Origin of the sequence: Rathayibacter sp. AY1C1 (genome assembly GCF_002932105.1) — a bacterium.
GTDB lineage: Bacteria > Actinomycetota > Actinomycetes > Actinomycetales > Microbacteriaceae > Rathayibacter.
The window spans coordinates 24,913-38,252 of sequence record NZ_PSWH01000003.1; the positions used below are offsets into that span (position 1 = coordinate 24,913).

Genomic DNA, 13,340 nt, shown 5'->3' on the forward strand with positions numbered 1-13,340 from the left:
CTGGTGGTCATGACAGGGCGGTTTCCAGCGGTCGTCGCAGGAATGTGGCTGGTCGGAGTACCGATCACTTCAGCCCTCCTCCTCGCAGCGGGGAGCTTTCTCGTCGTCGTCGGGCCGGGCCTATTCAACATCAAGAACATCTCGGTCCGGCAAACGGTCACACCACCCGAGACACTCGGTCGCACGAACGCCGCCGTCAAGATCGTGTCCTACACAGCGATGTCCCTCGGCGCCTTCCTCGGCGGATCAATCAGCACCTCCACGAGCCCAAGCACCATCATCTGTGTCTTTGACAGCTTGAGCGGAGTCCACTAGGACGGCTTGATCGACTACTACCTTGGGCCTTGCCGGGGAGTCGTGACGGTCTAATTCACGACCACCGGCACCGTTGATCATCTGACCCTGTGGCGTCAGCGATGGAAGGCAGGTATGGAGTCCAAGGTGGATCTGTATGCATGAATCCGACGTGATGCTCGCGTGGAGGAGCTCTCGATCCGGGAGCTGTCTCGCCGGCATGGCGTTGCCCGCGAGACGGCGCATGCAGCGCTGATTCAGGAGCCAGCGAAGGTGCTACCGCTCGTCCTCTCCGATGAGTGCGAGTAGCTCCTCGGCGGAGATTTGTTGCTCAGGGTCAGCCCGTCCTCTCATGAGGGCGAGCCCCTCGTTGGTGAGCACGTCTGCGGGGTCGCGCTTGTCTCCGGCGTCGGGCCAGCGGAATTCTTCAGCAATGGTGCCGTCCCAGGTCAGCACTCGATAGGCGTTCACGCACCTGCTGCATGCAGCAAGGTGCCCTGCCATGGCTTGCGCACCGGTCCCAACCGCTTCGGCGAGGTTGTTGTAGCTCGTCCAGCGCCCGGCGGGGAGAGCATCGAGGATGGAATGAGCTTGAGACCAATCAAATCGGCGCGAGTCGCTGAACCGCTCTCGGTACTGGGCGAGTACCGGCTCCTCTAGCGCAGGAGTCGCCCAGATTGTGGCTGCTTGCGCGGCGAGGGAGGCGGCGCGTTGCTCGATGTGGGCTGCCCCCCATTCTTCGATCTGGCCGAGTCCCTTGTTGAGGCGGAGGGGGCTGTCGCGGAAACCGCCTTGCATGTCTCGCTTCTCGTGGAACGGGCGGTCTGAGTACTCCGGGTTGTAGCCGGTAAGCGTCAGGTTCCCGAGCGTGTGGAGGTAGCGGTCGTGTACGGCTTCCCAGTCGGCGCCGAGCTCCTGCTGCCAGGCGCGGGTGACGTGCTGGGGCATGATGTGCTCGATGGTGTACTCCGCTGTGGAGACTTCTTCCTTCCGGCCGTGGTTCTCCATCTCGCGGAAGAAGTAGCCGCGCCGCTTCAGGTGATACATGTCCGAGGTTTTCAGGGCCTCCTCGAACTCCTCGTTCGTGGGGAATCGCCGATAGTCCGGGAGTGTCAGGAGACGGCTGCAGACGCTCTCGACGTAGTGTTCCGTGTCGATGGCGGAGGCGAGGGTCGCGAAGGTCTTGTTCAAGCTGTTCGTGGGGATCCGGCATACGGCGCGGCGGAACAGGTACGCGATGATCGCGTCGAGGATCTCAACGAACGCTCGACTGTCGAGAACGCCGGCAACGTAGTCCGCGTACAGACGCAGCTGGAAGGGGTAGGCGACCGTGGCCAGCTGGTCGAGCTCGCGAAAGCGCTTTGCCAGAGCCAGGTTCGTCTCCGCGCCGAGCGCCATGGCAGCGAACCAGCCGGCATGGTGGCTCAGGTCAGTTACCAGCTGATCGCGGGTGGTCCCGTTCCGCTCCTGGTCGAAGGCGTAGCTTTTGAACGCGTCGTAGATCTCGTCAATGCGCGGGATCGCGAGGGTTTTCACGGTGAGGAAGTGACGTACGAACTCGTCGAACCGGCCCTCGTCGGCTCCCTGGAACTGCCGCTCCATCGGGAACCAGTAGTCCTCGTAGAGACGCTCCTGCCTAGAGGGCGTCAGATCCATCAGCACGAAGTTCCGGATCAGATCAGCCTGGGACAACTTCTTGCCCGTTGCGTTCATCGACTCGAAGACGAGCTGCGGATCATCGGTGCCCCGGGTCAGCTTAACGTCGACCACGACGAGCTTGGCCAGGCCACGGCACACGTCGACGATGACGTCGGTTGTAGCTGCACGCAGAAGGTCCACGAAATATAGGTAGTTGCTGATCACCCGGGAATCCGAGGCCGGTAGCGGCGCGTCTCGGATGACAGCCTTCAGCGCCTCCTTGTCTCGCTGCGACAGGATCAGCTTGAAGAAACCGTCCCCCGACTCGAACTGGTTCGTCAAGTAGAGTCCGCGGATCTTCTGTGGAGCGAACCCCGCCACCGGCTCCCGCTCCTCCTCGGGTAGCTCATCCAGACGAGCAGCAAGGGCCGCGAGCAGCAACGTCACCGTCGTCACACGCTGCTGCCCATCGATGAGGAGGTCAGGCTCGCTCGATGTTCGGGTACCCTGACCTCGCTCGATGTAGACGATCGAGCCAGTGAAGTGACTGCTGAGCCCGTCCCGGGCGCCGGCGCGCGTGATGTCGGTCCAGAGCTGTCCGCACTCTGCCTCGCCCCAGGAGTACACGCGCTGGTAAATCGGTACGACGAAACGATCAGCCTTCTTCAACAGCTCCAGCAGGTTCGCGTCCACAGCTTTCAAAGCGTGTCTCCATCAAATTTTCGACTTGCATGATACGTGAGCGTACGTTGAGTGCAGTAATCGCTGCGAGAGGTCTACCGAATCCACGATATCCCTTACTGCAAGGAGCGCATTCTCCTCGGAAGAGGGGCTTTCGGTCGACTCCGCGCTCAACGAGGGGAACATCGAGCGAGCCGAGTTCCTCGCCGGCGTGGCCGACCGGCAGGCTCCGCGACCGTCCACGGCCTCGTCGAGCTCCTCGACGAGTGGGAACGTCTCGGAGGCATCTTGGACTTCGGTGCCGCGGAAGAGAAGTCGTGCTTCCTCGTCGCACGCGGCTCCGCTCCGGCGTCGAAGAGCATCTGGCCGCTGACGCTCTACCCGAGCGGCAGTGTCGAGGTCGTCTTCCAGCACATGCGGAGCCGCCCGCCATTCGACTCGCTCCCTCTGCGACAAGCGCTGCTCAGTCGCCTCAATACCGTCAGCGGCGTCGATCTGCCCGCCGACCGGTTGGAGAAGCGACCTTCCTTCGACCTCGAAGTCCTCGCCGACCGGTCTGCTCGACGGCAACTCGTCGAGGTGCTCGAGTGGTTCGTGGGCGAGCTGGCGGCGCACGACAACGCGGTTGTCGGCAGCAGCGGATGATCTGGGAGCAGATCATCGCGCGGGCTCGAAGAGCGGATCCGTTCTGGCGTCTCAGAACTCGTTTCCAGTGATGCCACTCGCCGCATCGAGGAGGAGTCCGCGCCGCCGCCTCGATACCGCCCCGCGGTGCTGACCTCAGGCTCCGAAGCGAAAGGAGAAGCGATCGTGAGCGGTTCGGGCCGCCCGGCTTGACCTCGCACCCACGGCCCATTGGCAGCCGGCCGGCTCCGGCCCCGAAAATCGCTAGCCGACAGGAGGCCTCGGGCACGGAGGACGAGAATCACCGCATTCCACCGCTCACTCAGCGAGCGACTTCCACAGCGAGGCGTTGGTCTCGCTCATCGCCCAGCCGTCGCCGGGCCAGAAGATCGGCCAGCGGGTGTCGCCGCCCATGCGGTTCTTCATCCACACCGTTGCCCGGCCGAACGCGCGCTGCATGGTCAGCGGCTCGACGCCGGTCACCTTCGCCACGTCCTCGAGGGCGACCGCCGACGGCGACGCTGCGGCCAGGACGTCGAGGACCTGGCAGAAGAGCTTGATGGACTTCGCTTCGCCGGATCGCAGGACCTCGAACTCCTCGAGGGTCCATTCTCGCGAATCCTCGGCCTCCGTGTCGTCGTGATCCACGACTCTTGCGGATCCTCGACCGCGCAGTCGCTCATCGGCGGAGTCGTGCTCGGCGATGAGGCGCATCACGGGGATCACGAGGCTCTCGGGGACGGGGACCATCACATAGTCAGACATGATTTTTTCCTCTTCGTGGTGGGTTGGATTCGAACAAGACGAAGCTAACATGTCTTGCATGCCTCTTGCAAGACTCGATCGAAAGTCTTCAGCGGCTCCGACTCTCGAACCCGAGCGCTTCGGCAAGCAACCAGGTCGACCCGGCCGCCGCTTCGCCGACCGCAGCAGCGAAGTGATCGCGGTGGCGCCAGGGACGTGGCGCCTCCGCCTCTCGCCCGTCGGGCCACGCCTCCACCCGAGATGGGCGATCATCCGCGTGAAGGCCGGTCTCACCGACCCGCACTTCCTCCTCGGGCCGGTCGAGCTTGACCTGAAGACGAAGACGGTCGCCGAGTACCTCGAGGAGTGGCGGCCCGCCTGAGGAGCAGCGATTCCGGCCCTATCCGGATCGGAGCGTCGGGCCTACTCTCAGGGCTACCACCGCCCCGAGTAGAAGGGCGAGGGCCGCAGATGCGCACGGCATCGGCCAGAAGCAGGGCGCGAGTACCCCCGGCCACCCCGTCCCACTCATCCGGGAGAGAAGTGACGCCGGAATGCGGATGTCGGCACGAGTTGCCTTGTGCCCACCCGGCCAAACGATCGGAGCCCCGATGAACCAGACGCTCGACAACACCCTCCTGCTGTCGCCGCTCATCGTCCCGCCCGAGGCCGAGATGAAGAAGGCCTTACTGCTGAGCGAGCGGTTCTCGACGATCGCTCCGCGCAAATTTCCACCTACCGAGGCCATGGCCGAAATGAGGGAACGAGGCTGGTGGATCCCCGCCCATCTCGACGACCTCGACGAATCGACTCGAGTCCGAGCCGTCCACGAGTGCATCGACGCCGCAGGACGGTACACCTTCACGACGGATGACTGGAAGCAGTCCGACAGGCTGTACGCCCGCAAGCTCCCCTACGAACTGGAGCACTGGCTCGTCGAGAACGACTACCTCCGGCCCGCTTCCGGCGACGGATCCCAGCTCCGAGCAACCCGGGAGAACCTCGTCCCCGCGCTCCTCGCGATCTGCGGCCGGCGCCTCTGCCAGGCGAAGGGCTGGCAGTACGGCGTGGCCACGACCGCGACGGCCCGGCAGGCGCTGTTCGCGATCGACGACGCCTCCGATCAGCGCGCACTCGCTCTCACGCTCTACGACATCCCGGAGCCGCATCCGGATGCGACCTTCGACGATATCGTGGCCTTCCGGCAGAGCAAGGAGAAGCTCCTCGCCCGGTACATCGACGGCCTCCGAGACGTGCGGCTCGCTGTCGCGGAGGCGGACGACGGCAGGGAGCTCGAGGACGCGCTTCTCACCTACAAGGCGCGGGTCTCCGAGCTGCATCGAGCATCCGGCCCCCTGAATGGCCAGGCCAGCGGGCGACTCGATCCGATGACTCTGCTGATCCCGATGACCGAGGTCGGCGTCGCGGTCGGAGACTGGTTGACCTTTGGGCCGAGCTTCGCTCCGATCGTCCTGGCGGTGCGAGCCGTCGCCTCGGTCGTCACCCTCCGCCGGCACGACGCGACGTCGTACCTCTCCGCCGCGGTGGCGAAGAACCTGATCGAGGCGCCGGAGAGCCGGGCGGTGACGGTCGGGCTGCGGGACTGACCGCGTCACAGCGACTCCGGTCATGTCTCCGCCAACCGCGGGCGCGGCCAGAGGTCTACCACCCCCGCTTCGGTACCGTCTCCCCCATGCCCGACCCCACTCCCGACGCCCCCGAGGTCGCCGCCGAGCACCTCCGCGCGGAGCTGCAGCTGAGGCGCTTCGGGCGGCTCCGCCTCACGATCGACATGGCGCTGGGCAGCGGGTTCCTCGCGCCCTACGACCTCGTCGTCGTCCGCCTCGACACCGGCGCCGAGATCATCCGCGTGAAGGCCGACCTCACCGATCCCCACTACCTCCTCGGTCAGGTCGAGCTCGACCTCGAGACGAAGACGGTCGCCGAGTTCCTCGAGGAGTGGCGTCCCGCCTGACCGGGCCCGCGCAGCCGCGATCCCGGTGACAGGGACAGCACGACGCTGAGGCGACCGGAGCAGGAGGGCGGAGATCCGCGCCCCCTCGCCTCACAGATCCGCAGGAACCCTGTCACGCTCCTCAGCGACCACCATCGGCACCCACGCGCCGCGCGCCGGCCGACCCGCCCACCACACGTACACCCCGGCGGCCACCACCGCGCCTCCGGCCGCGACCGCCCACCACGGGAACCCGGCGACGTCGGGCGACTCCCCCGCCGCGTCCACGTCCGACTGCGGCGTCGGGATCACTCGTTCGCCCATGACGAGGATGCGGTGGGTGTTGATCCCGAGCGGGGTGCAGGTGACGAGGGTCAGGAGGTCCTGGCCGGGCTGTACGAGGAGGCTCTGCGTGTCCTCCGGCTCGACGACGAGCGTCTCGCGCACGCGGTAGGTGACCACCTCGCCGTAGACCTCGATGGTGAAGGTGTCGCCCACGTCGACGCGGTCGAGGTGGGTGAAGAGCTCGGCCGAGGCGAGGCCGCGGTGGCCGGTGAGCACCGAGTGGGTGGAGGGGCCGCCGACCGGCAGGGCGGTGCCCTCGAGGTGGCCGACGCCTCGCTCGAGGACGGCGTCGCTCGTGCCGTGGAAGATCGGCAGGTCCACGTCGATGGCGGGGATCCGGATGCGGGCCATCAGACCCTCGGCGTCGCCGCGCAGGAGGGAGGAGTAGCGCTCGCGGTCGGCGACCTGCTCGTCGTCGGCGAGGGGGAGGCGCTCGTTCGCGGCGACGGCCGCGCCGCCACCGCTCAAGCTCTGGTTGTAGGCGCGGGCCTCGACGAGGTTCTGCCGGAGGGTCTCGGCGCCGAGGTCGGTGATGTCCTGCGTGAGGGAGTCGATCTCGCGCGCCTGCTCGACGGCGCTCAGCCAGCTGGCGGCGACGGGGTACAGCAGCAGGGCCACTCCCGAGAGGCTGATGAGCGCGATGACCAGCGGGGCGATCGGGAGCCGCCACCGCGGCCGACGGTGGAGCTGCCTCCGGGAAGGAAAAGGGCTGGAGACAGAGGAATGCGGGGCACCCGACGGGTGCCCCGCATTCGACTTCGTCATGGTGTGACGTTACTCCGCGGTCTGGGCAGCCAGCGCGGTGCGGCGGCGCGAGGCGATCAGGCCCGAACCGATCGCGAGGGCGAGGAGCGCGCCTCCACCGAGGGTGAACCACTGCGCGCCGCCACCGGTGAGGGGCAGGGCGAACGCCGGCACCTGGGTGTGGAGGAACTCGACGTAGTTCTGGATCGGCGCGGTGGCCGAGCTCGGTCCGGCGACGACCTGCGTCAGCACCTGGGCCGGGGTGGGCAGACGGAATCCGGCGGGCGGGGTCAGCTCGCGGACGTAGTAGTTGCCCGGCGTGATGATCGGGATCTCGACGATGCCGTTCGCTCCGGTCGTCCAGTTCTGGTTGCCGTTGATGAACACCGGGTTCTGGCCGAGGTTGGCGTCGTTCTCGGTGAGGAACACCTGGTAGACCGCACCCGCGAGCGGCACGCGGTTGGCGCCGTTGTTCTGGTAGGCGTACACGGTCAGCTGACCGATCGGGGTGCTGCCGGTGACCGTCTCCGTGGCCCCGTTCACGACGCTCGTCGCCGAGTTGGTGATGATGCCGTTGGCCGGGATGGCGGTGGCGCGGGTGAGCACCGTGAGGGTGACGACGCCGCCCTGCAGGCCCTGGAGCTTGGTGAGGCCGGACTGCAAGAAGTTCAGCGTCACGTTCCGGGTCGCGGCGTCGTAGCCGAGCGTGTAGTCCGTGTTCGCGATGAACGCCGGTGCGGGCGCGGTGCCCGCGGCGCTGGTCACCGTGATGCCGGTGGGCGCGACGCCGGCCGGGCCGGTCGGCAGGTAGGTCAGCTCGGCGGGGAGCGTGTCGGTGAGGGTGAACGCGTCGAGCGTGTCACCGGCGGCGAGCACCGGGACGTCCGAGGCGATGGCCCAGCGGATGAGGTCGGGGTTGCGCGCCTCGACCGAGTTCGCCGCCGCGGGGACGCGCGTCTTGGTGAGCTCCGTGACCGCGTTCTTGGGGTAGACGTGGACGTCGTAGATCCACTGGTTCGCCGGCGCACCGGTCGGGCCCGTCGGGAACGGCAGGGTCACGAGGAACGGCGCCGCGCCGTTGGTCGCTCCGGCGGGGAGCTGGGTCTCGGTCACGAGGTAGAGGCCGAGCGGCATGCTCGCGCCGTTGTTGAACACGGCCTCGCCGTCCGTGCCGCTGGTGGCGGTGAAGGTGTCGGCGGCGGTGACACGGGTCGCGGCGGTGCCCGGGGTCAGGTTCGCGACCTGGTTCCAGCCGTCGGGCGTGGTGAGGTCGACGCCCTGGACGCGCGCGGCGGTGAACACGGCGCCGGGCAGCGCATCGCCGGGGACCGTGATCTCCTGACCGGTGCCGATCGCCTGGCCGTTGTTGGAGCCCAGCGCGAGCTTGTGCACGGTGAGGGTGCGGCTGATGGTCGGGTCGATGTTGCCGGGCAGCGTGACCGCTGACGCCGGCGCGACGGCGGTGAAGACCGCCGCAGCGCTCAGCGCGAGGACGCCGGCTGCGGCGGCGAGCCGCCTGGTGAGTGAGCGGGACATGTGATCTCTCCTACTGAGGTCGTGAGTGCTGGTGTCGTGGAGTCGAAGGTGTGCGGGAAGTGGTATGCGGGAGAGCGCCGGGGCTCTCGGTCGGGGCGTCACCGGGAGGGGCCTCGCAGCCTCCGGCGCCGCTCCCAGAGGAGGAGGCCGAGTGCGAGAGTGAGCACCGACCCCCCGCCCAGGAGGAACGCGTCGGTGCTGGCGCCACCGGTCAGCGGCAGGCGTGTGGGGTCCACGGGGGCGTTGACGAAGCGGTAGACCGCCGTCTGACCGGCCGTGGGGGCCGTGATCGTCCGCGAGGCGACCGGGAACCACGTCGTCCCGGTCAGGCGCTCGAGACGCAGTTCCTGGTACGCGAGGCGGCGGGTCGGATCCGTCGCCGCCTCGGACAGCGTGTAGCCGTGACCCGGTCGCACCTCGAAGGTGCTCGCCGGGTTGCCCGCGGCGACGTACTCCGCGCCGGCCCGGGTCTCCGTCGGGAGCGTCGCTCCGGCCAGTGCGGCGGGCGTCGCGGTGACGCGCCAGTCGGCCGCCTGGAAACCGGTCTGGGGGCGCAGGACCTGCTTGACCAGGGTGATCGTCGCGCTGGCGTTGTCCACGGTGCAGGTGACGGCGGCACCGTTCGTCGGGGTCACGTCTCCGGCCGCGCTCACGGTGAGGACGGCGCCGGTGTCGGTGCGGCACTGCCAGGGCCCGGTCTGCACGGAGGTGGCGGGGCCCCCGGTCTCGGCGAGCCGGTAGGCGGCACCCGGGGTGACGGGGATCGCCGACACGCCCGCGGAGCCCGCGCGGCCGGTCGGGCCGGGAAGGGCGCCGGTCGGGCCGGTGGCGCTGAGCGTGAAGTCGCTGGGCAGCGCGCTGCCGGAGCTCACCGTCTTCACCAGCGTGAGGGAGGCCGTGGGCCGGTTCACGATCGAGCACTCGACGACCGCCGCGGAGGCGATGCCGGTGAGGCTCCCGCTGATGACGGTCCCCGACTGCGAGAACGTGGTCGCCCGCGCGGCGCCGTTGACCGTGCAGGCGCCGCTGACGAACGCGAAGCCCGTCTGCTGCACCTCCGAGACGGTGAGCGTCGCCCGCGACGCCTCCGTGCCGAACAGGACGGTCCAGGCGGCCTGGCCCGCGGCGTCCGTCTGCTGGCGGGGCGACTGCTCCGGCAGCAGGGCGACGGTGCCGGCGGTGGCCGTCGCGGTCGTGCCCACGGTCCAGTCCACGCCGGGGCGGGTCGTGCCGGAGGCGTCCCGGATCGTCTTGGTGATCCGCACGGTGGAGGCGGGGCGCGGGGAGTTGAAGAAGGTGCAGGTGACGTTGACGCCGAGCCGGTTCGGGAGGGTGACCGTCCCGGTCGGGTTCGAGCCCGTGCTCACCCGCACGCCGTCCGCGTAGCACTCGTAGATGCTCGTGTAGGCGGTGATCGGGGAGGCGGAGCCCGCGGCCATCGCCTCCGAGACCGTCACCGTGCTGTTGATCGGAGTGGGGAAGGGGCCGATCTGCGCGGTCTGGCGGCCGGTGGTGGCGCCGGTGGTGGTGGCCGTGGCGAAGGGCGACGCCGGAGAGCCGGCGGCGGCCGTGAGCTGGAACTGGTCCGCCGCGGCCAGGCGGCCCACCACGCTCTTCTGCACGGTGATCGTGGCCGGCGAGGAGCAGCCGGAGAGGTCGACGGCGTTCACGCTCACGCGCGGCGTGCCGCTGACGCGGGTCCACGTGGTGGCGTCGAACTCGTAGGCGCTGCCGGGGATGGCCGGGACACCGTTCGCGGCGGCGACGTCGCCGTTGGCGAGGTAGACGGTTCCACGCGGCGAGAAGGCGATGCCGTTGATGTTGGCGAAGGCGGCGTCGGTCCCCGTCACGGCCTTCGCGATCGAGGTGTTCACCGGGAGGGTGCCGCCGGTCGCCGCTGCCAGGGCGTCGGCCGGCACGGTGAAGATCGCGGCGCTGCTGGCGTTGTTGACCGAGCCCGCGCCGACGACGTAGAGGTTGCCGCGAGCGTCGAACGCCATGTCGCCGTTGCCATTGGGGGTTCCGGAGGTGGGGAAGGAGCCGACGAGGGCGAACCGGGTGGCGACGGGGTTCGCCTCGGTGAAGCTCCAGATGTAGAACTGGCCGCTCGCGAAGCTGCCGAACAGGTACCGGCCCGTCCGGAGGTCGACCGCGCCGGCGACGATGCTGCCGGTCACCTGCGCTCCGCCGGCCACGGTCGTGTAGGCGCTGTTCGCGATCCTCTGGAAGCCGGCCTCCGGCGTCCACTTGAGGACGGCGTCGACGTCCGTCGCGTCGGACGAGCGGTCCAGCGCGTAGGCGAAGGCGCCGTTCGCACCGACGCCGAGCGCGTTGGCCTCGGCGGTCCCCGACCAGCTGCCGATCGAGGTCAGGGATCCCGTGACGATGTCGGCCTGCTGCAGGGCGCCGGCCGCCGTGAGGGAGTAGAAGCGGCCGGTGTCGCAGAACAGGCGCGGCGTCTGCACCGTGTTCGTGAAGGTGCAGAGCACCTCCGCTCCCGCCTCGCTGGGGATCGTGATCGACCCGGCGGCGGAGGCTCCGGAGGCGATGACCGTGCCGCCGCGCGAGCACTCGTAGCTGTTGGAGTACCCCAGGCCCGCGCCCGCGGTCTGCGCCTCGGCGATCGTGTACGTCGCTCCGGACTGCACGGTGAGGCGGCTGATCTGCGCGGCCTGGATCCCGGTGGCGGTGCCCGTGGTGGTCGCCGACGCGAGGACGGTCGTGCCGCTGCGCACCGAGAGCGTGAACTGGTCGCCCGTGGCGCTGCGCACCGGCAGGTTCTTCCGGACGGTGAGGGTCGTCGCGGCCTGGATCGTCACCGACGTGGGGGCGGAGGCGATGAGGCCGGTGGGAGTCGTGGTCCCGGTGCTGTACGTCCCGGCGGCGGCGGCCACCACGTCCACGGAGACCGTGCAGGAGGTCGCGCCCGCGGCGAGGTCGCCGCCGACCGTCGTGACGGTGGAGGACCCGGCGGCCGCGGTGACCGCGAACGCGGTTCCGGTGACATCGGTGCAGGACCCGCCGACAGCAGGCGTCGGGGCCACGACGAGGCCGGCCGGGAGAGCGGTCGAGAAGCGCCAGTCCGCCTTCGCGAGGAGGTCGCTGGTGTTGGTGACCGTGTAGGTCAGCGTGGTCGGCACCGTCGCGGTCGGCACGGCCTGCGTGAAGGCCGCGTCGAGCGCGGGGGTGACGTCGAGCACGCGGAGGTCGTCGACGGCGAAGGCGCTTCCCGTGCCGGTGACCGTGTTCACGAGCTGCACCTGGGCTGCGGCGATCTGCGCCGGAGTGAGGAGCGCGGTGCTCGTGCCGGTGTAGGCGACGGCGCGGGCGGAGGCGGGGAGCGCGGGATCCACGAGCGCGCCGAGCCCGCCGACCAGCGGGAGGGTCGGGGACGTGTAGAACACGCTGCCGGTCCCGGCGCAGGGCACGACCGGTGCGGCGAATCCGGTGAGGACGGTGGACCCGCCCGAGACCAGGTTGAGGGAGAGGGACGCGTTGTTCGTCCCGCACTGCCCGCCGGCGGCGTTCATGCCGACGGCGTAGTAGCGGGCGGCGGGCGCGGAGACGCCGATCCCCGCGGCGCTCTGGGCGACGGTCGTGCCGCCGGTGATGGCGGCGTACGGGTACTCGACCAGGGCGTGGTTCGCCTGCGTGCCGGTGTTCGAGCCGTTGGCCGGTGCGGTGCTGGAGGTGGACCCCGGCACTCCGGCCGCCACCTGTCCGAGGACGTCCGCCATCCGACGGGTCTCGCGTGCGGCCGACGATCCCGTGCCGACGGTGAGGAGGGGCCGGGTCGGGCAGAAGGCGGAGTTGGGGTAGGGCGCCGTGTAGTTGACCAGGACGCCGGTGCAGTTCGTGGCGGTCGACCAGCCGGTGGCTGCCGTGTAGCGGCCGTTCGCGTAGGCGGTGAGCGCGCTCGGGGTGGCGGTCAGACCCTGCTCGAAGGTCTCCGTCCACACCTGTCGCGGGGCCTCGGCGACGCCGGCCGCGAGCGTGGAGAAGCCTCCCGCTGCTCGCGCCGTCGCGGGCGGGCCGCGGTCCGACTCCTGATCGTCGTCCGAGGCCGCCGCGGGAGCGGGCGCCGACTCGGCGGGCGTCGGCTCGACGGGCTGCTCCGTCTGCGCGGCGCTGCGGGGCGCTGCGGGATCGGGCTCGTCCTGAGCGGGCTCCTCCGCCGTGGCACTCGGCGACTCCGCGGCCTCGGCGGGTGCGGGCGGGGCGGACGTCGACGGGGCGGACGCTGACGGAGTGGGTGCCGACGGAGCGGGTGCCGGATCGGCCTCGGGGGCTGTCGGCGGTGTCGGTGCGACCGGCGTCGGGAGAAGGGCGGGGGCGTCGCCGGCGACCGGATCCGCCTGGTTCGCGGCCTGAGCGGGAGACGAGGCGGAGACGTCGCCGAGCCCCCACGAGCCGACGAGGAGAGCGCCGATCGTCGCGAAGACGACGGCCCGCATTCCGAGGCGCGACGGCGATCGGTGCCGTGAGTGGCGGCGCCGCCGGGTCGTGAAAGCCATGGTTCTGCTTCTCAGTCGTGTTGTCGATCGTGGAGATGAGCGAAACGTCGACACGACGAACGACACGGATGTCGCAGCGAGTGCGGAGGCCCCAGACTCCGGAGGGGAGCACGCATTCCCCGCGGGCTTCCGAAGATGAACGTATAGGTCGGCCTCCCTCTCGCCATAGAGAAGTGAGCCCCCCTTGTCGGGGCCATAACCGATGAGAAAAGGACCGGGGTGAAGCCGAATATGGCGCCTTTTGACGGGTCCTCGCGAAGGAGTTC

At 69.3% G+C, this 13,340-nt stretch carries 10 protein-coding genes; 5 read left to right on the forward strand and 5 right to left on the reverse strand.

Going from position 1 to position 13,340, the window contains the following annotated elements; translation table 11 throughout:
* Positions 1-9: 9 nt before the first annotated feature.
* Positions 10-315 carry an MFS transporter gene (locus C5C71_RS02215; protein ID WP_146084410.1) on the forward strand — a complete coding sequence of 102 codons (306 nt, stop codon included), beginning with the start codon at positions 10-12 and terminating at the stop codon, positions 313-315.
* A gap of 255 nt (positions 316-570) precedes the next feature.
* Here C5C71_RS02215 and C5C71_RS02220 read toward each other — a convergent pair whose 3' ends face one another.
* Complete coding sequence (locus tag C5C71_RS02220; RefSeq protein ID WP_181065630.1) at positions 571-2,625, reverse strand: DUF262 domain-containing protein; 2,055 nt, start codon at positions 2,623-2,625, stop codon at positions 571-573.
* 276 nt (positions 2,626-2,901) lie between these two features.
* Here C5C71_RS02220 and C5C71_RS02225 point away from each other — a divergent pair, with 276 nt between their 5' ends.
* Positions 2,902-3,258 carry a hypothetical protein gene (locus C5C71_RS02225; RefSeq protein WP_104337079.1) on the forward strand — a complete coding sequence of 119 codons (357 nt, stop codon included), beginning with the start codon at positions 2,902-2,904 and terminating at the stop codon, positions 3,256-3,258.
* A 297-nt stretch (positions 3,259-3,555) separates the two neighbouring features.
* Here C5C71_RS02225 and C5C71_RS02230 read toward each other — a convergent pair whose 3' ends face one another.
* Complete coding sequence (locus tag C5C71_RS02230) at positions 3,556-4,002, reverse strand: hypothetical protein (RefSeq protein WP_146084411.1); 447 nt, start codon at positions 4,000-4,002, stop codon at positions 3,556-3,558.
* Positions 4,003-4,060: 58 nt separating this feature from the next.
* Here C5C71_RS02230 and C5C71_RS17215 point away from each other — a divergent pair, with 58 nt between their 5' ends.
* From C5C71_RS17215 to C5C71_RS02240, 3 genes are all read left to right on the forward strand, one after another.
* Positions 4,061-4,363, forward strand: coding sequence for a hypothetical protein (locus C5C71_RS17215; RefSeq protein WP_146084412.1), 303 nt, complete (start codon positions 4,061-4,063; stop codon positions 4,361-4,363).
* Positions 4,364-4,592: 229 nt separating this feature from the next.
* Positions 4,593-5,588 carry a hypothetical protein gene (locus C5C71_RS02235; RefSeq protein WP_104337081.1) on the forward strand — a complete coding sequence of 332 codons (996 nt, stop codon included), beginning with the start codon at positions 4,593-4,595 and terminating at the stop codon, positions 5,586-5,588.
* A gap of 86 nt (positions 5,589-5,674) precedes the next feature.
* A complete protein-coding gene (locus C5C71_RS02240; RefSeq protein WP_104274018.1) occupies positions 5,675-5,956 on the forward strand; it encodes a hypothetical protein in 282 nt (93 codons plus the stop codon).
* 90 nt (positions 5,957-6,046) lie between these two features.
* Here the strand turns inward: C5C71_RS02240 and C5C71_RS02245 are convergent, their stop codons facing one another.
* From C5C71_RS02245 to C5C71_RS02255, 3 genes are all read right to left on the reverse strand, one after another.
* Positions 6,047-7,045: a class C sortase gene (locus tag C5C71_RS02245; protein WP_104337082.1), complete on the reverse strand. Its 999-nt coding sequence runs from the start codon at positions 7,043-7,045 to the stop codon at positions 6,047-6,049.
* Between the two features lie 9 nt (positions 7,046-7,054).
* Positions 7,055-8,560, reverse strand: coding sequence for a SpaH/EbpB family LPXTG-anchored major pilin (locus C5C71_RS02250; protein WP_104263422.1), 1,506 nt, complete (start codon positions 8,558-8,560; stop codon positions 7,055-7,057).
* A 98-nt stretch (positions 8,561-8,658) separates the two neighbouring features.
* Positions 8,659-13,074 (reverse strand): LPXTG cell wall anchor domain-containing protein, encoded by a 4,416-nt coding sequence (locus tag C5C71_RS02255; RefSeq protein WP_146084413.1) that lies wholly within the window; start codon positions 13,072-13,074, stop codon positions 8,659-8,661.
* Positions 13,075-13,340 lie beyond the last annotated feature (266 nt).